Source organism: Acinetobacter sp. UBA5984 (assembly GCF_002429925.1).
GTDB classification, from domain to species: domain Bacteria; phylum Pseudomonadota; class Gammaproteobacteria; order Pseudomonadales; family Moraxellaceae; genus Acinetobacter; species Acinetobacter variabilis.
The window spans coordinates 1-22,560 of sequence record NZ_DJBE01000029.1 but is presented as its reverse complement, the minus strand read 5'-3'; the positions used below and the strand labels follow the sequence as shown (position 1 = coordinate 22,560).

Annotated in this window: 21 protein-coding genes and 1 pseudogene; 17 read left to right on the top strand and 5 right to left on the bottom strand. The window is 41.0% G+C overall.

All coding sequences use genetic code 11. The annotated features are described in order from the left end of the window. Positions 1 to 36 precede the first annotated feature (36 nt). The 4 genes from B3J29_RS04425 to B3J29_RS04410 all read left to right on the top strand — a co-directional run bounded on the left by B3J29_RS04425 (position 37) and on the right by B3J29_RS04410 (position 3,760). A complete protein-coding gene (locus B3J29_RS04425; RefSeq protein ID WP_175967345.1) occupies positions 37 to 420 on the top strand; it encodes a DUF962 domain-containing protein in 384 nt (127 codons plus the stop codon). An 835-nt stretch (positions 421 to 1,255) separates the two neighbouring features. Then, positions 1,256 to 1,876, top strand: a complete 621-nt coding sequence (gene thiE, locus B3J29_RS04420; protein WP_175968203.1) for a thiamine phosphate synthase — start codon at positions 1,256 to 1,258, stop codon at positions 1,874 to 1,876. Between the two features lie 39 nt (positions 1,877 to 1,915). Then, positions 1,916 to 3,217, top strand: coding sequence for a glutamate-1-semialdehyde 2,1-aminomutase (hemL, locus tag B3J29_RS04415; RefSeq protein ID WP_175967346.1), 1,302 nt, complete (start codon positions 1,916 to 1,918; stop codon positions 3,215 to 3,217). Between the two features lie 126 nt (positions 3,218 to 3,343). Further along, on the top strand, positions 3,344 to 3,760 hold the full coding sequence (locus B3J29_RS04410; RefSeq protein WP_286964478.1) for a GlcG/HbpS family heme-binding protein: 417 nt from the start codon (positions 3,344 to 3,346) through the stop codon (positions 3,758 to 3,760). A gap of 200 nt (positions 3,761 to 3,960) precedes the next feature. Here B3J29_RS04410 and B3J29_RS04405 read toward each other — a convergent pair whose 3' ends face one another. Continuing rightward, positions 3,961 to 5,373 (bottom strand): PLP-dependent aminotransferase family protein, encoded by a 1,413-nt coding sequence (locus tag B3J29_RS04405; protein WP_175967348.1) that lies wholly within the window; start codon positions 5,371 to 5,373, stop codon positions 3,961 to 3,963. A gap of 94 nt (positions 5,374 to 5,467) precedes the next feature. Between B3J29_RS04405 and B3J29_RS04400 the strand changes: the two genes are divergently transcribed. The 6 genes from B3J29_RS04400 (at position 5,468) to B3J29_RS04375 (ending at position 11,746) form a co-directional block, all read left to right on the top strand. Next, complete coding sequence (locus tag B3J29_RS04400; RefSeq protein ID WP_286964476.1) at positions 5,468 to 5,815, top strand: hypothetical protein; 348 nt, start codon at positions 5,468 to 5,470, stop codon at positions 5,813 to 5,815. Positions 5,816 to 5,937: 122 nt separating this feature from the next. Then, positions 5,938 to 6,648: a phosphopantetheine-binding protein gene (locus tag B3J29_RS04395; RefSeq protein WP_214001357.1), complete on the top strand. Its 711-nt coding sequence runs from the start codon at positions 5,938 to 5,940 to the stop codon at positions 6,646 to 6,648. Positions 6,649 to 6,826: 178 nt separating this feature from the next. Beyond that, positions 6,827 to 7,423: an RluA family pseudouridine synthase gene (locus B3J29_RS04390; RefSeq protein ID WP_171065463.1), complete on the top strand. Its 597-nt coding sequence runs from the start codon at positions 6,827 to 6,829 to the stop codon at positions 7,421 to 7,423. A 143-nt stretch (positions 7,424 to 7,566) separates the two neighbouring features. Beyond that, complete coding sequence (gene rapA / locus B3J29_RS04385; RefSeq protein WP_286964474.1) at positions 7,567 to 10,404, top strand: RNA polymerase-associated protein RapA; 2,838 nt, start codon at positions 7,567 to 7,569, stop codon at positions 10,402 to 10,404. Positions 10,405 to 10,550: 146 nt separating this feature from the next. After that, entirely contained in the window at positions 10,551 to 10,817 is a 267-nt protein-coding gene (locus tag B3J29_RS04380; protein WP_005235145.1) for a PAAR domain-containing protein, read from the top strand. A 128-nt stretch (positions 10,818 to 10,945) separates the two neighbouring features. Continuing rightward, positions 10,946 to 11,746 (top strand): alpha/beta fold hydrolase, encoded by an 801-nt coding sequence (locus tag B3J29_RS04375; protein ID WP_175967354.1) that lies wholly within the window; start codon positions 10,946 to 10,948, stop codon positions 11,744 to 11,746. Between the two features lie 45 nt (positions 11,747 to 11,791). Here the strand turns inward: B3J29_RS04375 and fabR are convergent, their stop codons facing one another. Further along, positions 11,792 to 12,469 carry an HTH-type transcriptional repressor FabR gene (fabR, locus tag B3J29_RS04370; RefSeq protein WP_175967356.1) on the bottom strand — a complete coding sequence of 226 codons (678 nt, stop codon included), beginning with the start codon at positions 12,467 to 12,469 and terminating at the stop codon, positions 11,792 to 11,794. A 153-nt stretch (positions 12,470 to 12,622) separates the two neighbouring features. Between fabR and B3J29_RS04365 the strand changes: the two genes are divergently transcribed. Both B3J29_RS04365 and B3J29_RS04360 read left to right on the top strand, forming a co-directional pair. Next, positions 12,623 to 13,687, top strand: a complete 1,065-nt coding sequence (locus B3J29_RS04365; protein WP_175968205.1) for a ferredoxin reductase — start codon at positions 12,623 to 12,625, stop codon at positions 13,685 to 13,687. Positions 13,688 to 13,701: 14 nt separating this feature from the next. Further along, complete coding sequence (locus B3J29_RS04360; RefSeq protein ID WP_175967358.1) at positions 13,702 to 14,796, top strand: fatty acid desaturase family protein; 1,095 nt, start codon at positions 13,702 to 13,704, stop codon at positions 14,794 to 14,796. A 53-nt stretch (positions 14,797 to 14,849) separates the two neighbouring features. Here B3J29_RS04360 and B3J29_RS04355 read toward each other — a convergent pair whose 3' ends face one another. Together B3J29_RS04355 and B3J29_RS04350 are read right to left on the bottom strand one after the other, a co-directional pair. Beyond that, positions 14,850 to 15,515, bottom strand: a complete 666-nt coding sequence (locus B3J29_RS04355; protein WP_005235152.1) for an HAD-IB family phosphatase — start codon at positions 15,513 to 15,515, stop codon at positions 14,850 to 14,852. Continuing rightward, positions 15,482 to 16,687, bottom strand: a complete 1,206-nt coding sequence (locus tag B3J29_RS04350) for a DUF1615 domain-containing protein (RefSeq protein WP_175967360.1) — start codon at positions 16,685 to 16,687, stop codon at positions 15,482 to 15,484. Before B3J29_RS04350 ends, B3J29_RS04355 begins: the two co-directional genes overlap by 34 nt. An 80-nt stretch (positions 16,688 to 16,767) precedes the next feature. On the opposite strand from B3J29_RS04350, the gene dusB reads away from it, so the two are divergent. Together dusB and B3J29_RS04340 are read left to right on the top strand one after the other, a co-directional pair. Then, positions 16,768 to 17,793: a tRNA dihydrouridine synthase DusB gene (gene dusB, locus B3J29_RS04345; protein ID WP_175967361.1), complete on the top strand. Its 1,026-nt coding sequence runs from the start codon at positions 16,768 to 16,770 to the stop codon at positions 17,791 to 17,793. Between the two features lie 245 nt (positions 17,794 to 18,038). Continuing rightward, positions 18,039 to 18,716 (top strand): hypothetical protein, encoded by a 678-nt coding sequence (locus B3J29_RS04340; protein ID WP_175967363.1) that lies wholly within the window; start codon positions 18,039 to 18,041, stop codon positions 18,714 to 18,716. Between the two features lie 64 nt (positions 18,717 to 18,780). Here B3J29_RS04340 and B3J29_RS04335 read toward each other — a convergent pair whose 3' ends face one another. Continuing rightward, positions 18,781 to 19,824, bottom strand: a complete 1,044-nt coding sequence (locus B3J29_RS04335) for an NAD(P)H-dependent flavin oxidoreductase (RefSeq protein WP_005235156.1) — start codon at positions 19,822 to 19,824, stop codon at positions 18,781 to 18,783. Between the two features lie 208 nt (positions 19,825 to 20,032). Between B3J29_RS04335 and B3J29_RS04330 the strand changes: the two genes are divergently transcribed. The 3 genes and pseudogenes from B3J29_RS04330 to B3J29_RS04320 all read left to right on the top strand — a co-directional run bounded on the left by B3J29_RS04330 (position 20,033) and on the right by B3J29_RS04320 (position 22,536). Next, on the top strand, positions 20,033 to 21,292 hold the full coding sequence (locus tag B3J29_RS04330) for a putative DNA modification/repair radical SAM protein (protein WP_175967365.1): 1,260 nt from the start codon (positions 20,033 to 20,035) through the stop codon (positions 21,290 to 21,292). Beyond that, positions 21,292 to 21,964 (top strand): annotated as a pseudogene (locus tag B3J29_RS04325) (TIGR03915 family putative DNA repair protein). Before B3J29_RS04330 ends, B3J29_RS04325 begins: the two are co-directional and overlap by 1 nt. A gap of 62 nt (positions 21,965 to 22,026) precedes the next feature. After that, the gene (locus B3J29_RS04320; protein ID WP_104426233.1) at positions 22,027 to 22,536 is read left to right on the top strand and encodes a hypothetical protein; all 510 of its coding nucleotides are present in this window, start codon (positions 22,027 to 22,029) and stop codon (positions 22,534 to 22,536) included. Positions 22,537 to 22,560 lie beyond the last annotated feature (24 nt).

Sequence of the window (22,560 nt, the reverse complement as noted above, 5' to 3'; positions counted from 1 at the left end):
GCGCTAAGGTGAAGAAAAAAGATCAGGATGATGATAATGAATGCACAGGTGCAGCCGAGCAATGAGATTGCAGTATTGACTTCTCCACAAATGCCGATTCATGATTATCATGAATTTTACCGGTTTTATCTAACCGAGCATCGCCATATTATGAGCCGCCGTTTGCATGTCGCCGGCAGTAGTATCGGTTTATATTTTTTTAGCAAAGCCCTTCGTCAGCGTAAAGCCAAATATCTGGCCTATGGACTACTCTCAGGTTATGCATGTGCCTGGATTGGTCATTTCATTTTTGAAAAGAATAAACCGGCCAGCTTTAAACAACCGCTTTACAGTTTTATTTCAGACTGGCGTATGTTTGCTGATGTATTACGTGGTAACCTGAGCTTGGTCGATCGTAAGCACGACAAAATTCCAAGTTAGGGCTTATGACGTTTTATCGGATTTATGCTTAAGTATTGCAATAAAAACGATAAAAACACTTGCAAGTGTAGAGTTATTATTCTATTAATTGTTTTATTGCTTATTCAGTATTTTATCAAAGAGTATAATTCACTGAATAAATCAGTTTTCCAAGCCTGGAGCGACCTTCTCCGGGCTTTTTTTATATTTAAAAAAATAGAAAGATGTGCATTGACGTATTTTTAATTTATCTGAATGATTTAGAAAATATTCACGAGATGAATGAGGCAAGTTCGAAAGATAAGATGGTCGGTTTTGCTTAGATGGGTCGATCCTTTCTAGCTTTGACACGTCTCCCCATAAACGGTTTACCCAAAGCTAGAAAGGATCTGGTAGATAAAACACAGCTTTTGCTTTTCTATTTATTTGTTGTGTTCAAACTTATTTAAATCCTTTAATGGGTGTAGACCTATCCCTGAAATTGGGTATTTTGAAGTTTTCTTTGAGTTTTTTGACTAATGGTATTCGAGCAATTTTATAAACAGGAATTGTAAAATTCGGACATAAAAAAATCGCTTTCAGAATTTTGCAACTTCTCCACTAAGTTATCTGCAAAATCCTAAAAGCGTTTGTCGGAGGGCGTAAGCATTAACACTTTATCATTATTGTTATAAAACCATTAAAACGTAAATTTTGACAGCCGCCTATCACTGAAAATAGGGATATTGATCAATCACCTGTATAAAAAGTACAAATAATAATCTAATACCTGAATTGGGTATTATTCAGTGTTTAGGATGAGGAAACTCGCCCATTTATGCCTATAATAGCGTATGTATTTTGAATGGCGGCAGTCATGCGCGGTTTGTATTTAATTACCAATGATGATCCTATTGAACTTCTCTTGGCAAAACTTGAAGGTGCAATGGCGACTTATGAAGTTGCGGTACTTCAGTATCGTCGTAAAAAAGTAGCGAAAGAAGATCAGGCTTACGAAATCGAATATATGAAACAAATGTGCGAACAGTACAAAGTTCCATTTGTGATTAATGACGATTTAGAAACTGCAGTAAAATATGGCGTAGGCGTGCATTTGGGTCAGGATGATGGCTCAATTCAGGAAGCTGTTGAACGTTTGCCCAAAAATGTATTGATTGGCCGCAGTTGTAATAATTCACTTGAGCTTGCTGAACAAGCCATTGCTGATGGGGCTAATTATGTGGCCTTTGGCGCGATCTATGCGACTGATACCAAGCCAGAAGCAGGTAATATTGGTCTGGAAACCTTAAAACAGGCCAAAAGTAGATTAAATGTACCGATTTGTGCTATTGGCGGTTTGACGGTGGAAAACGGCAAAGAAGTCATTGAAGCCGGCGCCGACCTTTGTGCAGTCATTAGTGATGTATTGGGTCGCTCAATGTCAACTGTCGGTCAACGTGTGTATGACTGGTCGGAACTGTTTGCTGAACAAGCTTAATTTTTATTTCTTATTGTATTTTTGAGTTGAGTGATTCTCATGAGTTTATCTCCAAAGCAAGAACAACTATTTAAACAAGCCAATAAACATATTCCGGGTGGCGTCAACTCACCTGTACGTGCCTTCAATGGCGTGGGTGGTACGCCTATCTTTATCGAGAAAGCCCAAGGTGCTTATCTGTACGATGTCGATGGCAAGCGCTATGTGGATTATGTAGGTTCATGGGGTCCAATGATTCTGGGTCATGCACATCCTGAGATTATTAAAGCGGTGCAAGATGCAGCAGTAGATGGATTAAGCTTTGGTGCACCAACCGTGCATGAAACGACTCTGGCAGATATCATTTGCGACATCATGCCATCCATTGAACTGGTGCGTATGACCAATTCCGGTACTGAAGCAACGATGACTGCGATCCGCTTGGCGCGTGGTTATACCGGACGTGACAAAATCGTAAAATTTGAAGGTTGTTATCACGGTCACTCTGACTCGTTGCTGGTAAAAGCAGGTTCTGGCCTGTTAACTAAAGGTGAAGGTGAAGCGACTTCTGCGGGTGTACCTGCTGATTTTGCCAAACATACATTAACTCTTCCTTATAACGACATTGCCACTTTAAAAGAATGCTTTGCCAAGTTTGGCTCTGAAATTGCGGGTGTGATTGTTGAGCCAGTGGCAGGGAACATGAATCTGGTGAAACCGATTGATGGTTTTCTGCAAGCGATACGTGATGTTTGTGATGAGCATGGTTCAGTCTTCATTATCGATGAAGTGATGACAGGCTTCCGCGTGGGTCTTGGTGGTGCTCAAGCACATTATGGTGTGACTCCTGATTTAACCACTTTGGGTAAAATTATTGGTGCAGGGTTGCCAGTCGGTGCTTTTGGCGGTAAGCGTGAAGTGATGGAATGCATCGCGCCACTAGGTAACGTGTATCAGGCAGGTACCTTGTCGGGTAACCCGCTAGCAATGCGTGCCGGCATCGAGATGTTTAAACATCTGCGTGAGCCAGGTTTTTATGAAAAACTGACTGCTCAACTGGAAAAACTGCTTGAAGGCTTACAAGCAGCAGCGGATGAAGCTGGTATTTCATTCAAGACTCAACAAGTGGGCGGTATGTTTGGCCTGTACTTCACGGATCAGGAAGACATCACCAGCTTTGATTCAATGCTGAAGTGTGATGTTGAAGCCTTCAAAAAATTCTTTCATGGCATGTTAAGTCGTGGTGTGAACCTGGCTCCATCTGCATTTGAAGCAGGATTTATTTCAGCTGCGCATAGTGATGAAGATATTGAATTTACGATTCAAGTGGCTAAAGAAACTTTTGCTGAAATGAAAGCTTAAGTTTTTAATCCCCCCCTAACCTTTCTTTGGAAAAGGAGGGAAATCTTAAGCTTAAAAATTTAAGTTCCCCCTCTTTTAAAAGAGGGGGCTAGGGGGAGATTTATATTAAAAATTAGGAAAATCTTGATGAAAACCAAACATTATTTGACCTTAAGCGATGCTGAGTTCTTATTAAATCAGGCCTATGAATATGCGTTAGAGCAGGGTTTTAATGTTAGTATTGCAGTGGTCGATGAAACTGGTAATTTGCTGGCAATGAAGCTTATGGATGATGCATCATCGATGACAGCAAACCTGTGCCTGGAAAAAGCAAGGTGTTCTGCCATTAGTCGCCGTCCGTCTAAGCTGTTTGAAGATATTATCAAAGGTGGGCAAATGGGCTTTCTGACGATGGATACTTTTTCTGGGATGTTAGAAGGTGGTGAGCCGATTCTGTATCAGGGTCAGTTGGTTGGTGCGATGGGTGTTTCTGGAGTGAAGTCTTTACAAGATGCTGAGATTGCACAGCAGGCGATTGAGAAGTTTTTGGCTAAGCAAAGCTAATCCAAAATAGAAATTGATCAGCTCAATTTAATAAAATCATCCAACGATGTTCCAAAATGAAGCGTGGAACGTGAAATATCAACTAAAAAGCCCAATCGCTAATGAGAGGGCTTGTCTATATGCAATAAAGTTATGATTTAAAAAGGAAATCAAAATAATTTCGTATAAGGTGTATTATGTTAATTTTAGAAATTCTTAATCTAGCATTGAGATTTAATCCAATCTCTCAAAATAATTAAAGCCTGCCGTATATATTTGTTTAAAGGATATCCTGCACTTATTCTTATAAAATTAGAATACTTTTGATCCTCTCCAAAAACTTCACCTGGCACAATATTAATGCCCTGCTCCTTAGCAAACTTATACATATTTAGACCATTAATACCTTTAGGCAGTTGAATCCATAAGGCATAACCACCTTGAGGTTGTGTAATTTTTATCTCTAAATCTGCAAAATTCTGACTAATAAAGGATCTATATTCTTCAACTTGATTCAGCAATGTATATCTCAGTGTATTGAGATGGTTTCTATATGCTCGGCAATTAATAAAATCCGCTAAACCCAGTTGTAATGGGGTATTTACAAGACTTAGTAACGAAAGGAGATTGCTTCTACGATATTCTTGTTGGGATGGCAAACACAGCCAGCCTATCCGATATGCAGGAGATAAAGATTTTGAAATAGAGCTACAAAGGAATACGTACCCATCTTTATCCCAGTACTGAATAGGCAATGGTCTTAATGTGGAATGACCACATTCAGAATAGATATCATCTTCGATAATAAAACATTGATATTTGGCAGCAAGCTGAGCTATTTTTTCTTTATCAGCATTGCTAAGGCAAAAGCCTAGAGGGTTGTGATAGTTGACGGTAAGGAGACAAACTTTAGCTCCAGATTCAGCCATGATTTCTTCAAGACGTTGCAGATCGATCCCTGTATTAAAGGCTGGTATTTCTACAATTTTACGACCTAAATTAGCAAGTAATAATTGTTGTCCATTATAATTTGGTGTCGGAACAATAATACTATCTCCCACCTTAGTTAAAAGTTGGATAACTATAGATATTGCTGGCATACAGCCATGAGTTATAAAAATCGAATCTTCCTGAATATAAATTCCATCTTCAGCCCAATGATTAGATAAAGCTTGACGTAGTTTAAGATGTCCTTGTTTATCACTATAAAGAAAATCTTCTGGAACACTGTGCTTTAGGGCACGTTGTACAGACCTTCTTAATGTTTCTGTGGGGATCAATTTGGGAGAGAGCTGTATAGCGCCCAAGTGTATTCTCGATTGATTAATAGAAGCTTCTTGTATTTCATTTTGTAGTTCTAAATTCGTGATGCTACGTGGGTGTGAACTAAATTCTGGGTAAGTTGGTAAGTCTATAAGTTTGGGAAGATTTTTTACAAAGTACCCACTTTTAGGCTTAGAGAAAATATAACCTCTAGACTCTAATAACTCATAGCAAGATTTGGCTGTAGTTATACTGACATTATGATGCTGTGCAAAAGATCGTAGCGAACTCAGTTTGTGATTCGGCGGTATTTCACCTGAAGTAATTTTCTTAGCAATTTGATCAGCTAAATTTTGATAATGGAAAGCCAAATCTGTACTCTTTTTTTTAAGAAAATTGTGTCTGTATATCTTTATATCAAAAAATTAATATGCAGAAAATGTACTTAATTATATTTCAGTCATTATGAATAAATTTGTCAGTATCCTTTGCTTAACTATCTTATGCACAGCTTGTGTAACTCAAGAAGATAATTTTCAATCAAAAGAAATGAACTATGTATGTTCATCACTAACAAAAAATTATTTAAGGATCAGTCAGTTTGATTATTATGAAGTATGGAATAAGGCAAAAAACATCCCCGATACAATTCTATTTTTATATGCTAAACCTCAGACTAATGGTCAAATAGCATTTAATCCAAATACTAGATTGCTTGAATGTAAAAAAGAAAAATACAAATATATTCTAAGTGAAATTGACCAACACTCACTAAAGACACGTCCAATTTTAATATTAAGACTACCCATTTAACATAATGGTGGTTATACGAAATTAGAACAATAAACCTCTGTAAAATCAAAGTGTTTTTTAAATCGATGCTAAACTAAAATAGCATGAATCATCATGCTATTTTGTATTTATAAGAGCTTCCCATGCTGTACCCCATGCCCAAAAAAATCCAACTCGCGCCATCTCAAGCCAAATGGCAGCTTACATCAAATGAATCTGTTTTGGTTTTAGTCGGATTGCAAAACTTGCGTATGCAGCAGGGCATACAAGACAGCGACCTGATAACTCATCTGATCCAGATCAGTAATAAAGCCAAAGCACTCGATATTCCAATCGTTGATTTGTATGGCGATGATTTAATGCAAGGTATGCAGCAACTTGGAGAATATGCTTCAACTCATTCACAACTGATTTTCGCCGGACAGATTACACCGATGCTGAAACAGATCCTGCCACATCTGCAAAGTGTGACAGAGCAAATTTGCATAATTAATGATGCAATTTTGATGCCTAGTCAGGAACAGCATATCCAGTGGATTGAGAATATATCGGCACAAGGTTTGCATCATATGAATAGCTATAGTCTGACCCGATTGTGGAACCTGAGTGCGTCGTCAGAATATGTATTGTCAACCAAAGGCATCATGTTAGCAGTAGCTGAACAGCTGGATATGGATGCGCTGGAAATTGATCCTTATGCTGACTTAAAACAGTATGGACTGGACTCGGTTGCGGTAGTGAGTCTGGTTGGCACATGGCGTGCGCATGGTGCTGATCTACGTTATGAAGATGTGCTGGAACACCCGTCATTACATGATTTAGTGAGCTTTGTAATGCAATCTGCACGTCGATGATCGGTAATTGGGTAATTTTCTTAAAATAATCGGAAATTTTATCACCATTTACATAAATGCGCATTGTAATTATCACTCAAGCTTTCTATTATGGCCGCCTTGTTTTTCGCGATCAGCGTGGGATTGAACTTTGAGTAATTTTCTAACCGAACATCTGATACATCGTGATGAAGATTTTATGGTCATCCATAAGCCTGCAGGCTTACTCACAGTGCCCGGTAAAACAGAAGATTTACAAGATTGCCTGATCAATCGCCTTATCAAATTAGAACCTAAAACTTTACTGATCCACCGTCTGGATCGAGATACTTCCGGTATCTTAGTATTTGCCTTAAGCCGTGAAGGGCAAAAATCCATCTCCCGCCAGTTCCAGGAACGCCAAACCGATAAAACCTATCAGGCCATCGTGGCTGGAACATTAGAAGGCAAGGGTACAGTTGATGTGCCTGTCATTTATGATCCAAGCCGTCCACCACTGCATATTGCTGAACCGAATCATAATAAGCCGGCTATTACAGAATGGCAGGCCATCGAACATTTTGAAATTCAGGGGCAAGCTGTGACCCGGGTGAAACTGACCCCGATTACCGGTCGTTCACATCAACTCCGTGTACATATGCAATATCTCGGACATCCGATTATTGGCGATACCTTATATGCAACGCCAGAGCAGCAACAGCTTAGTCCGCGTCTATGCTTACATGCTGAGCGTTTAAGTTTTTATCATCCTAAAACAGAAGAGTTAGTTGAATTTAATTGTCCGGCTGAATTCTAGGAAATACTTGTTTAATCGACGTGAATTATGCTCACTTTTTAGTGGGCTTTATGTCAAAATACATTGCTTGAAGGTGTGAAATTTTGCTCAAATGACGTTTCGTGATTGAGCCTGATATTCATAATCTTGTACTTAAGATAAAGGTGGAAAAATTGCAGCAATTTGCTATTGGTCAACGTTGGTTATCAGATACTGAAACAGAACTCGGTTTAGGGGTTCTCATTGATGTTGATGAGCGATCGGTCAGCATTTTATTCCCAAAAAGCGATGAAACTCGCGTCTATGCTCGCAGTAACGCACCCTTATCTCGTATCGTATTTAATGCAAATGACGAGCTGCAAGATCAGGAAGGTACGATCTGGACCGTTGAGTCAGTTGAAGATCGCAATGGCGTAGTGCGTTATCACGTGGTCCGTACTCTTGAAGATGGCACAGAAGAACGTAAAGCTTTAAATGAAACCCGTGTAGGCGCAACGATCCAGTTGTCTAAACCTTTAGACCGTTTACTGGCCAGTCAGATTGACTATAAAGAGTGGTATGACCTGCGTATTGAAGCCTTGCTGATGCAAGCGAATATGCAAACCAGTCCATTGCGTGGCTTGGTCGGTTCGCGTGTAGGTCTGATTCCACACCAGTTGTATATCGCACATGAAGTCGGTCAGCGTTTTGCACCGCGTGTTTTACTGGCGGATGAAGTTGGCTTGGGTAAAACCATAGAAGCTGGTCTGATCATTCATCAGCAACTTAAAACTGGCCGTTCTGAACGTATCCTGATCTTGGTTCCAGATTCACTGCAATATCAGTGGATGATTGAGATGCGTCGTCGTTTCAATCTTGAATTCTCTCTATTTGATCTGGCGCGTACTGCCTCGATTAAAGAGCATGATCCTGATTTAAATCCGTTCCTGACTGAGCAGCGCATTATTGCTTCTGTGGACTTGATGGTGGATCACGAAGATCTGCGCGAACAGGCGATTGAAGCAGGCTTTGACCTGTTGGTTGTCGATGAAGCGCATCACCTGATGTGGTCTGATGAAGAAGGCGGCAATGACCGTTATGATCTGGTTGAAGAGCTGGCAGAGAAAACACCGGGCGTATTGTTATTGACTGCAACACCAGAACAGCTCGGTGTAGAATCTCACTTTGCACGTCTACGTTTACTTGATCCGCAACGTTTCAGTTCATTGGACCGTTTCCTGGATGAAGAAGAGCAGTATCAGCATACCGCTAAAATCGCTGAAGTGTTGATGTCAGATCTGCCACTTGAAGCAGAGCATTTCACTGCGATTGAAAGCCTGCTTGGTCATGCGATTGAAGATACCCCAGAGCAACGTTTCCGTGCGATTCATGAATTGCTAGACCGTCATGGTACAGGCCGTATCCTGTTCCGGAATACCCGTGAGGCAATTCAGGGCTTCCCGGGCCGTGACTGTCAGCCAGCACCATTACCAGCGCCAGAAAACTGGTCTAAAGATGGTAAATTGCGTGAGCAAATGTGGCCGGAAGAATCTCAACTCGATGGCTCGTGGATGGAAACTGATCCGCGTGTAATGTGGTTGATGGAAAAGTTGCGTACTGATCTGAAGCATAAAAAAGTATTGCTGATTGCGCGTAGTGGTCCAGTGGTTGAAGCGCTAGAAAATGTATTACGTCTGCATGCAGGTATACGTACTGCCATGTTCCATGAGGGCATGGGTCTGCTGGAACGTGACCAGGCAGCGGCTTATTTTGCTGAAGAATCTTATGGTGCACAGATTTTATTGTGCTCTGAAATCGGTTCAGAAGGCCGTAACTTCCAGTTTGCATCTGACTTGATCCTGTTTGATTTGCCAGCCAACCCGGATGTTCTGGAACAGCGTATTGGTCGTCTGGACCGTATCGGTCAGGAAAACCGTATCCAGATTCATGTGCCTTATCTGATGGGTACTGCGCAAGAACGTATGTTCCGCTGGTATAACGAAGCGCTGAATATTTTCAGCAACATTTCTCCAACTGCACAAACGCTGCAAGAAAACTTTATTGTTGCTCTGAAAGATTGCCTGCTGGCAGATAAAGGACAGGAATTTGAAGATCTGCTGGAAGAAGTTAGCGTACAACGTGAAGCACTGGAAGCTGAGTTGCAGGAAGGTCGTGACCGTCTGCTTGAGTACAATTCTTGCCGCCCCGTCGTGGCACAGGAAATTGTTAATGCGCTTGAAGACTATGATGACAATACCACCTTGCCAATGTTCATGAAGCGTTTCATGGCATCGACCAATATCGATTTTGATGAACAAAGTAATGGTACGGTGATCATCAAGCCAACGGATCAGATGCAGGTACAAGGTTTAACCCTGGATGAAGAGGGCATGACAGCCACTTTCTATCGTGACCAGGCTCAAATCCGTGAAGATGCACAGTACTTGACCCTAGAACATCCATTCACTGAAAGCGTGATGGAAATGATCAATACTCAGGGCTTTGGTAGTACCAATGTTGCAGTCTTAAAGTCTGCAGCGTTACCACAAGGTTCTGTATTGATGGAAGTGTGGTTCAAGGTTGATGTGGTTGCACCAAAAGCACTAAACTTGCCATCAAGCTTGCCACAACAGCTGATCCGTGTATTGCTGAGTGAAAAAGGTCAGGACTTGTCTCAGAAGATTGCGCCTGAAATCCTGAAACCATATCTACATCATTTAGATGGCAATAGTTGCCGTCAGGTAGTGAAAGCGCGCCGTGAAGTAATTGAAGCGCGTTATCAACAAGCATTGGAATTGGCTCGTTCAGCATTACCAAACTTCAAGCAGCAGGCTAAAGAAGTGTATGGTAATAAATGGCAGTATGAAATTGACCGTCTGACTTACTTAAAACAGTTCAACCCAAGTATCCGTGAAGATGAAATCGCACGTTTACAGAAATTGCAGAAAGAAGGTTTGAGTTTGTTAGAAGGTTTATCCGTAACACCTGAAGCAATTCAGGTAATGGTCGTGGTTAAGCCATAAAGGTCTAATGAATTAAAAAGCAGCTTTCGGGCTGCTTTTTTATGACTGAAATTTAAATCTTCATTAAGTGCTTGGTCGGGCTGTGCTAGCTGATATTTTCTGTATTGTTTAAAATCAGCACACCTAAGAATAAGAAATAAAATACCATGTCCAAAGCATTGATCACTATTGGCGCGAAAACCAGCCATGGCGGTATGGTCTCTGAATGTGAGAGCTCTTTTTTAATTAATGGTATGGCAGTGCATCTGAATGGCATGAAGCATTACTGTCCCAAGTGTCAAACTACGGTTACTGCAATTGCTAGTGATTTATCTACAATAGTCAAAGGTAGGGCTGTAATCATTGCTGGAGATAAAGCCAGTTGTGGAGCCACTTTTTTACCGATGCAAAATCTGGCTATTTCTAAAAAATAATGGACCATATGTCGATCTAGACTGAAAGTGACTTAAAGGTCATAGATTGGTGATTTAGATCCTGTGGAATTTCATATTTTAATATTAAGCTTCTATCAGGCTTTATAAAGAAATGATCAAAGAAAATAATGAAACAGGTTTTGCATTTTACTCATGCCAATGGCATTCCATCGGCAAGCTATCGGAAGTTTTTAAATTATTTTCAGGATGAATATCAGGTCAAGGCGATTCCGCTGATCGGGATGAATCCAGCCTATCCAATTACCAAAGACTGGCGTTATCTAGTAAATGAAGTGATACAGGATATCCAGCAGCAATCTCCGGATCAAAAGGTGATTGGGCTGGGACATTCATTTGGTGGTTTGGTAACTTTAATGGCAGCCTATCAACGTCCGGATTTATTTTCCAAACTGGTGATCATGGATCCACCTTTCGTAATTGGGAAAAATAGTGCATTGTTTGAAGTCGTGAAAAAGTTCAACTTAAAAAGTATTGACCGCTTCACTCCGGCAGGTATTACCCTAAAACGTAAGGATTACTGGCCATCTAAACAGGACGCCGTTGCAGCGCTGAGATCGAATCGTCTGTTTAAGCATTTTGATGAGCAATGTTTTCAGGATTATATTGAAAGCGGGACTGTGCCTGATCAAGAGCGTGGAGGGGTAACTTTAGCTATTCCGAAACAGATTGAGGCAGAAATTTTCCGGACTGTACCGGCCTGGTGGTGGCGTACACCAAGAAAACCACCACAGGTCCCGATACATTTAATCACAGCAGAGCGCAGCCAGTTTTATCAGCAAGGTTTACCACAAGGCATGCATAAGGTCTATCGGGTAGATTATTCAGTAGTGCAGGGCGGACATATGTTTCCACTAGAACATCCAGAAGTGACAGCAAACCATGTTAAAGCTAAATTGAATGAGCTTTAATCTTGATAATAAAAAAGACTCACTAAGAGTCTTTTTTCAGCTGGTTTAACGGATCTGAGACTGATCCAGATGACGGGCACCTTCCAGAATCATGCGAATCATGATCATGGTTTGTTCCGCAATTTCCTTACGGTCTTCAGGTGCCATATCGATCACATTGGCTCCCATATTAAATACCAGTTGGGTAATCGCTCTGGCAGCAATCTCGGGATGAAATAATTTTTTATTATTAAGTCGTTCCAGACGGATCAGGTCTTCCTGAAGCTCCTGCTGGAAATAATTCAGTTGGCGTTCGACTGCCTGTTTATAAGATTTTGAACCGGTATAGCCTTCACGTAATAACAAGCTTAAATTGCCTTCATCAGCATCCAGCTGGGCAATAAAGACTTCGACAGAACTACGGATAATACTATTCTGTTTCGATGCTTTTAGGCGGGACTCATTGAGAATCTGACGCAGCACAATCCCGGCACGATCAATCAATTCAATCGCCAGTTCATCGATATCTTTAAAATGACGATAAAAACTGTTCGGAGCAATTCCAGCCTCACGGGCAACTTCACGCAAGCTTAAAGATGAAATACTTTTTTGTGGTCCAATCAGGTTTAAAGCAGCCTGAAACAGTTCTTCCTTGGTAATGATCGCTTTACGGCCCACACTACGGACAATAATGGGCTCATCAATGCTTTTCGATGGTAAAGACGCGTCACTGCTTATTTTCATTGAAGGCTCATTCATGAGGTGATTAGTAAAAGGCATTAACACATTATAACGAAGGCAGTCCAGCTTGTGAAATGATTAGAAACAATACAAGTGTATATACAAATATATATACAAGTGTATAATAATTAAAAATCCAAGGTGATGTCTAAAACGATGCCTGTACTCGAAAAGCTTAAAACGCCATTAAATACGCTGAAAGAGAGTGTGATTGATCCATATGCGATTAATTTCTGGATGCAGAAATTAAATCCTCTATGGTCGATGAATCAGCCCTTAGGCAAGATCGTGCGCAAAGAAAATGCTGCGCAGGATATGCTGAGTCTGACGATTCGTGTCAATCATTTATTCCAGTTCGGTCAGGCGGGCCAGCATCATCCTGTATTTGTGGTGGTGAACGGCATTCGTTATGAACGTAGCTATAGTCTGACCCGTATTGATCAGCAGCATGTTTTATTGACGGTTAAAAAAGTGAATGCAGGTAAGGTTACCACCTGGTTTGCTGAACAGGCTGAAGTCGGCGATATCATTGAATTCGGTCAACCTTTCGGTGACATGACTTTGCCAGAACAGAGCAGCCCATTGCTTTTGCTTGCTGCGGGTAGTGGTATTACACCAATGCTGAGTATACTGGAAGCTTTAAAAGATAAAGCTGAATTGGTTGCACCAGTAACTTTATGGTATTGGGTCAAGAAAAATCAGGATGCTGCTTTCATTGCGCGTTTTGAAGAGCTGGCACAAAAGTTTTCAAACTTTTCTTATCAGGTATTTGCAACTCAGGAACAACCGGCTGCGCCGCGTCTTGATGAATCTTATCTAGATCAATTGCAGGCATTGGAACACAGCACAGTCTATGCATGTGGATCATCAGGTTTTGTTGCGACTGCAGAACGACTGTTTGCTTCAGCAAAACTGTTCAAAAGTGAAGCTTTCAGCATGAGTCTGAATGATGAAGCTGATACTGGTTTTGTCAATGTAACCCTGACTCAATCGAAAAAAATTGTCACGATTCCTAAAGGCCAGTCGATTCTGGTGAGTCTGGAACAGCAGAATATCCGACCGACCCATGGCTGTCGTATGGGCATCTGTAATAAATGTGCCTGTAATAAAGCAGAAGGTTCAACCAAGAATCTGGTCAATGGCGCACAAAATACCGAGCCAGGTAATCTTTTAAAAATTTGTGTTAACTCAGCGCAGACTGACCTTGTCATCGACTTATAAGCGAGTTTTATCCTATGAATATGCCAGTAAAATTACAGTATTTTAAAAATCCTAAAAACCGTGAACTGACCCAATCTGAGCTAGATGAACTTGCACGTGAGCTTGATGCCATCAAGCAGGAAGTGCTGGATGATTTAGGTGAAAAAGATGCCAAATATATCCGTCGCGTATATTCGAGCATCCGTTATTCATCGATTGCAGGTCGTGCCTTATTATTCGCAGGCTGGTTTCCGCCAGCATGGTTGGTGGGTACAGGCTTATTAGGCTTTGCCAAAATCATGGAAAATATGGAACTGGGTCATAATGTCATGCACGGTCAATATGACTGGATGAATGATCCGAAGCTCAATGGCCAGACTTACGAGTGGGATATTGTCGGAACTTCAGACAACTGGCGTCAAACCCATAACTTCAAGCATCATACCTATACCAATATTAAAGGTATGGATGATGATATTGGTTATGGCTTGTTGCGTTTATTCCCTGAGCAACGCTGGAAACCAGGCTATTTATTACAGCCAATTTACAGTATTCCATTTTGCTTATTATTCCAGTGGGGCGTAGCCATTCAAAACCTTGAATTGGGTAAATACTTCAAAGGCCGTAAAACCAAAGAACAAACTCTTGAAGAATGGGAGCCAATGCAGCGTAAAATTGGTAAGCAATTATTCAAAGATTATGTATTCTTTCCGTTGATTGCAGGTCCTGCAGCATTACCGGTATTGACAGGTAACCTGGTGGCAAATGGTCTTCGTAATATCTGGACTTTTAGTATTATTTTCTGTGGTCACTTTACTAAAGATGTAGAAGTGTTTCCGAAAGCCGTCATGGAAAATGAAAGCCGTGGTCACTGGTATATGCGTCAGATTCGTGGTTCTTCAAACTTAACCGGTTCTGAAGCGTTTCATATTTTGACTGGACATTTAAGCCATCAGATTGAACATCACTTATATCCAGATGTGCCTGCACGCCGTTATCGTCAAATGGCACCAAAAGTAGAAGCGGTATGTAAAAAATACGGCTTAAACTATAATAATGCCAGTCTGGTAAAACAGTATGGCAGCGTGATTAAACGTATCGTGAAATATGCGTTTCCGTTTAAGAAGTAAGATAGATTTCAATAAAAAACCGCTGTTCATAGCGGTTTTTTATTATTCTCAGTTTAATTAATTATTTTAAGTTCAGACTTGGGTAAATTCATTTCAAGTAATGGAAGTACTTTATCTCGTCCTTCTAAATAAGCATACTGTGCAAGGCTTAACATTGCCTCATCTTCCTCACTATTTCCATAAGCATAAATTTCAGCATAATCTTCTAAATTATATTTTTCCAAGATTCTGCTTTTCTTCTGATCCTTACTACAATCAGGTGTGTTGTATAAACCTGTCATTTCGCCTGTCAGAATTTCTACTTCACTACAAATCAGGTCAATGCCTAAATAAGTACAAACCGGTTTTAAATATAAATTTAACGAGGCTGAAACGAGAACGACTTGATGCCCGAGTTGCTGGTGTTGTCTGAGTTGCTTTAAGAGCTTGGGATTCAATCTTAAAACAAGCCGCTGTGCGTATTCTTCGGCAAGCTGCTGAATTTCCTGCGCATGACTATTTCTGAACATGGTGTAATACAGTTTTGGTCGCATCGCATGAGCAGGATAGAGCTTAAGATAGTAAGCCTGAATCCAAGGCAGAATACGAAGTCCACGTTTCAGAATTTGCCTTTTCTTTAAGGCATAGAAAATGAACCCTGTAAAACTGTCATAAGGATACAGGGTTCCATCAAAATCAAATAAGGCTAGAGTTTTATGTTTTTGATGCGGTGCATGCATGTTTGATAACGACCATCGACACGGCTGGCAAACCAGTTAGTATTATACTCACGACTCAATTTTGGGCCTGAGATCACGACTTCTGGCATCATTGCATAGATTGGCTCTTTACCAGTTTTTTCTTGATAAAGTTTACTGATGCCACGATAAGTCATAGTATCTTCAAAATCTTTAACTTTTTCTTTCTTTAAGTCAGCCCGAATCTGACGTTCAGTAATAATAAAATTATTTTTTGCAAAAACGCTGATGAGCTCTCGTTCAGATTGACTCTTTTGTGAGCGAATCGCGCCATCTTTAGTATATAGTAGTAAATCGCCATCCAGACTCAACTCAGCTTCGGTTAAGCTATTTAACATGCTCTGGAATGCTGCATTACGGCTGGAATACATCCCAGAGTTATAATCAGCAAAGCGATAAATCGGTTTTTCATAATCCGCAGGGTACATCATCAATCGATGAATCCCGTAATAGAGTCCGCCATACTGGCTATACAGGTCACTACGTAAATCAGCAATACTACCACCTTGACGTTTATATTCCTTGGCATAGCTGATATGAACCTGCATGGAACCTAAAGTTGTAATCGGATTCATTTTTTCGCCAATATTTTGCCCAAACAGTTTAGCTGCACCTGTCAATGCGCTTACATGATAATGCTTAGCCATGAAATCAAAGATTTCACGATAAAGTTCATCTAATTGACGTTCGGTTTTGACCCGGCGCATCTGGCTTAAATAATTGTCTTCTGGGCTTGGATGGTTTTTTAGTACATCCTGGAAATATCCTGCAACTGTTCCACCGATACTTTCACCAAGTTTATCTTTAAATTTTTCTTCCAGCCGTTCCTGAACTTCTTTAACGGCTTTTTCACCAAGTCCAGGAACTACCGGGTCTGCATTAAAGTTAGATTCCTGATCGACAACTGCTACGATTGAACAGATATTCTCTTTAGTTTGTGGAATACCGAGCTGGTCAGTAATGTCATAAATATCTTGTGCCCAGGATTCGCGCTGGCTGACACGACCTGGAATGGCTTTGCGAATATGTTCAACTTCAAGAGTTGGTTCATCATTTGACCACCATGAACCATTGCCACACCCTACAAGGCTAATAGATAAAGCAAGTAGGGATAAGGACTTAAGAGAAAAAGCTTGAGCAAAATATTTGTTCATGGTGTCGTAAATAAATTGAAAAGATGAGTGAACAAGGCAGATGCAGTATACTATGCCCATCAGAAAAGTGATGAATTTATATGTATATTGGTCCCTATCAACTGTCAAATAATTTGATTGTCGCTCCCATGGCAGGTGTCACCGATCGTCCATTTAGAACCTTATGCAAGTACTTCGGTGCGGGTCATGCAGTCAGTGAAATGATGACTTCTGACAAGACCTTGCGCATGAGCAAAAAGAGCTTATATCGGGCAAATTTTGATGGTGAGCTGGCACCAATCTCAGCGCAGATTGCTGGTTCTGATCCGCATGACTTAGCTGAGGCAGCGCGTTATCAGGTTGCAAATGGGGCACAAATTGTTGATATCAATATGGGTTGTCCAGCAAAGAAAGTCTGTAATAAGCTGGCCGGTTCTGCCTTGTTAAAGGATGAAGATCTGGTTGCACGTATTTTAGATGCAGTCGTTGCTGCAGTTGATGTTCCTGTGACTTTAAAAACCCGTTTGGGCTATCTCAACGGTCATGAAAATATCCTACGAGTTGCAAAACGTGCTGAAGAAGCGGGGATTGCAGCGTTAGCATTACATGGTCGTACTCGTGAAGACATGTACCTCAATACGGCACGCTATTCTTTAATCAAGGAGGTGAAAGGGATGTTGAATATTCCCGTGATTGCGAATGGAGATATTGATAGCCCTGAGAAAGCCAAATATGTACTGGACTATACAGGTGCAGATGCCATCATGATTGGCCGTGCTGCACAAGGACGTCCCTGGATTTTTCGTGAAATTGCACATTATTTAGAAACTGGAGAGCATCTTGCTGCGCCAAGTATTGCTGAAGTGAAAGATGTATTATTAGGACATCTATCTGAGCTTTATGAATTTTATGGTGAATATTCAGGTTGCCGTATTTCGCGTAAGCATATTGCCTGGTATACCAAAGGTTTACGTTCCAGCAATGAATTCCGTCAAAATATGTATCAGGTAGAAAACACCGCCGATCAATATAAAGTGGTGGAAAACTATTTTAATGGATTACTGGAACATGGACATATCATGAGCGATGTACAAATAGATCAGGTGAATCTGTTAGAAACTAAATAAAAAGATAGATTTCCTACTTATTTCAAAAGGTACTGTAGTAAATACAGTACCTTTTTTATCTTATAGCTAAAATTTTATATGCTTCCGTTACATTAAAGACTGTAGTGAACATAGCCGCATATTAAGTTCACTGAAACTGGACAGGATATGGACATTGTTTACGTGAAATTGCTCTAAGCTGAATTTCTAGCATGGCAAGATGTTTATTCAATCTTGTTCATTCTCATGATCAAGGGAGATCTATAATGACAAATACCAATCGTCCAGTTACAGACTTTGGCAATAAAACCTCGACTGAATTACCAGAGGAACGTAGTGACGCATTAAATCAAGATGCAACAGATGCCAGTGCTCGACCAGATTTGAATTCACCTCAAAAAGATAATCCTCGTGTGCCAGATATGAATGAAGGCGAGGATAATGTACTTGCTACCAGTGCAGGTACTTTAGGCGGGGCAGCAGTTGGAGCAACTGCCGGTCTGGTAGGTGGTCCTCCAGGGGCGGTAGTAGGCGGTATCATTGGCGGTGTTGTAGGCGGCATTGCAGGGAATGATATTGCTTCACCTGATCATTCGAAACAGACGGATAACTACGAGCATCCAGAAAATCATCCAGAGGCAGATAATTATCAGCATCCGGACATGATTAAGCAGGAAGATGATTACTGGAGAAACGAACATACCAACCGTCCGTATTATACTGAATCACGTACCACCTACAGCGATCTAGACTATGATCGCGACTATCGTGGTGCTTATCGGGTGGGTTATGAAAACCGTCCGCTATATGACCGTCAAACTGACTTTGAACATGCCGAACCTGAACTACGAACCAAATGGGAGCAGGTAAAAGGGGAATCCCGTTTGAATTGGGAAGAAGCGAAATTTGCGATCAAAGATGCTTGGTATCGTATGACTCGTTAAAAGAACGATATAAAAAAACCTCTCTTTGGAGAGGTTTTTTTATGTTCTAAAATTATATTTTGCTTTATTTTTGTTTCATTTCCAGCACTAACTGGTTAATTAAATCAGAGGCTTCCATCTCACGAATTTGCGCCACATTCGAACCAGCCCAAAACGCGCCATAACCCTGATCACCATGTTTGGACGCTGCTGCATGTAACTGCTTGGCCAAATCATAAGTATATGGATAGGCAGGTACATCCAGACGATCAGGAGTGTCGATGTCTATATGCCAGTGATTAATGATGCCACGCGCTGGACGGCCGGAAATGCTGGCACTAACTTGAGTCAGCGGCTTGGACAGTAGCGCTTTACGATAGGCGTCATTGGCATTGGAAGATTTACACTGAACAAATGCCGTGCCTAATTGTACTGCTTCAGCGCCAAAGTCCATCATCTGACGTGCTTGTTCACCATTCATGATTCCGCCTGCAGCAACCACCGGCAATGAAAAATGCTGTTTTATTAACTTGACCAGATTAGAGGTTTTGACTGAGGCATCAAACTTGGTGCTAAAGATACCCCGGTGACCTCCAGCCTCAATGCCTTGAGCAATGATGATATCAATCCCTGCCTCTTGAATGGCTTTGGCCTCAGCAAAATTGGTGGCAGATACCATCGTCAGAATACCGGCATCTTTTAGAGCCTGAACCTGATGCGGAAGAGGAATGCCAAAATGAAAGCTGACCGCACATGGTCTGGTTTCCAGAACCAGATTCAAGAAATCATCATTGTCTTTAAAACTTGGGTAAATACAGTGTAATTGAGTGGGTGGATTAATTCCGTATTCAGCAAATTTATCTTTAAACTGGTCAATCCAGGCTTGAGCTACGTTTTCATCAAGAGGCTGGCTGTCATGACAGAAAAAGTTAACCTGAAATGGGCAGTCTGTAAGTTCCTGAGTTTTTAAAATCTGCTGGCGCGCAGATTCTACGCTGCTGGCTCCCAAGCCTAGCGAACCCAGACCACCTTGATTTGAAACTTCCGCTGCCAGTTCAGGTGTCGAAAGGCCTGCCATAGGGGCCAAAAAAATAGGATGTTTTATTCCAAGTTTTTCTAATAAAGACATAGATTTGCTCCCTGTTACTCTATCTACTTTGCCTATAGCCGCAGAATTAAGCAAATCATATTGGTTATTTTATTTTGAAATAATGCTGTATGGATAACGGTTCATTTACATTTCTTACGACATGAGATGTCGTCACAAAGACAGCAAAGCTATAGTGCAGAACAGGGAAAATTTATAATAGGTTTTTAGCCAACAACTTGCTGAAATCATGTCTGATCGTATCCGAGAAAAACTACAAATTTTAGCTGATGCCGCCAAATATGATGTGTCCTGTTCATCGAGTGGCAGCAACCGCAAAAATAAAGACAAAGGCTTGGGCAATACCGGAAATGGGATCTGTCATAGCTATACCGAAGATGGTCGCTGTGTCTCATTACTGAAAATACTGTTTTCCAATGTCTGCATTTTTGACTGTGCTTATTGTGTCTCTCGTCGTTCCAATGACGTAAAACGTGCTGCATTTACCGTGCAGGAAGTGGTCGATCTGACCATGAATTTTTATCGCCGTAATTATATTGAAGGGCTGTTTCTCAGTTCGGGAATTTTTAAATCAGCAGATTACACCATGGAGCGGATGTTGCAGGTGGTGAAAAAGTTGCGTCTTGAAGAAAATTTTAATGGTTATATTCATCTCAAAACCATTCCTGGAGCATCACAGGAGATTATTACTGAAGCAGGTTTATATGTCGACCGGATGAGTATCAATCTGGAAATGCCGACCGAAGCAGGCTTGCAAAAGTTTGCCCCAGAGAAAACCCATACAGAAGTACAAAAAGATCTGGGAATTGTGCGGGACCGTTTAATCCAGTTGAAAGATGAACGTAAGATCATCAAATCCGTTCCTAAATTTGTTCCTGCAGGGCAGACCACGCAAATGGTGGTTGGTGCGCATAGTGAGACGGACAAAGATATTATTTTGATGGCTGATCGGCACTACAAGGAGTTTAAGCTGAAACGTGTGTATTTTTCTGGCTATATTCCGATTAATCCCGAAGAAAAAGCCTTACCCGCAATTGGCTCAGCACCACCCTTATTAAGAGAAAATCGTCTATATCAGTCTGACTGGCTGATGCGTTTTTATGGATTTTCAGCAGATGAAATTGTAGATGACCAGCATCCAAATCTGGATCTGGATATTGACCCAAAGCTGAGCTGGGCTTTACGTCATCCTGAGGCCTTCCCGGTTGATATTAACCGAGCCGACTACAAAATGATTTTACGCGTGCCGGGCATTGGAGTACGTTCTGCCAAAAAGATTGTACAGGCACGCCGTTTTGGTCAGATTCATATTGACCAACTGAAAAGGATGGGCGTGGCGTATAACCGGGCACAGCATTTTATCCGCTGTGCAGATACACCAAAATTTAAAAAGGAGCAGCAATCCCAGCAGATTCGCCAGCAGATTTTACAAGCTGGTCAATCCAAATATCAGCAACAATTGTCACCTCAACTGGGATTCGGTTTTTAATGGCACACTACTGTTTTGATGGCACCATGACCGGTTTATTAAGCTGTGTTTTTCGGGCTTTTGAATTTAAAGAATTTGATGTCAAAGTGACTGCCAATCCGCAGGCACAAAATGGCTTATTCGATGATTTTATTCATGTGGCCTCGAATGAAAGTCAGGGACAGCGGGTCTGGCAAGGCCTAAAACAGAAAGTATCATCCAGCAGTTTAAAAGCCTTTTATTATGCTTTTCTTTCTGAAAAAGAACAGGCATTTCAGAATCTATTTGATTTTGCAGTTTATGTGTTTCAAAACCAACGGCCGGTTGATAAAGATTATGGCCATCATGCAGTCATCGGAATGTCACAATGGTGCAAACAGGTCGGGCGTGAAAAGCATCGTATGGAAGCTTTTGTCCGCTTCAAAAAAGCCAAAGATGGATTGTTCCTCAGTCTGGTCAAACCGGATTTTAATGTACTGCCGATTATTTCCCGGCATTTTAAGGAACGTTACCAAGACCAGCGTTGGCTAATTTATGATGANNATTGAACTGGATGATGAAGAAGTACTCTATGATCAGCTTTGGAAAGATTATTTTAAAAGCGTGAATATTCAGGCACGACAAAATATGAAACTGCATATCCAGTATGTACCTAAGCGCTACTGGCGTTATATGAATGAGAAAGTACTTTAAATAAAATCTTTACCCAAGTTTAAGGCATAATGACAGCTAATATTTAGATCGAGTGTATAGATATGAAGGTATGGCTGGCATCATTAGCTATGGTAACTGGATTGGCTGCGTGTTCAGCAGAGCAACAGAAAGTAGCAGTAGATCCGGGTAAATATCAGGTTAAAAGTGCACAGGAATTACAGCAACGTTTTGATGATCTAAACAGTAAGTTGGCACAGGACTTTCAGCAATTTAAAAAAGTAGAAAGCATTGCCTTTTCTCATCAATTGCCTCTGGATGTGAATAACCTGCAAACTTTAAACCAGCATCCTGTCAGCCGGACTGCTCTAAAATCCAGTAAAGTAGCCTACTGCGACATGATGAATGGCTATTTTGCCGAAATGTTTCGCTTGGGGCATTATAATCTGAATCTGGTCGACAAGATCCAGTTACCTAAAGCCGAGAATGAAGACCTGAAATCCAATTTTGCATCTAGCGATCAGTTCTATACTTTTATTCTGGATCGTTATACCACTTATCGCCAGGTTCAACAGACCATGAATTATGGCTGTAACTTAAAAGCTGCGTTATAAGTATGTCTTGTCCTGAAATAGATT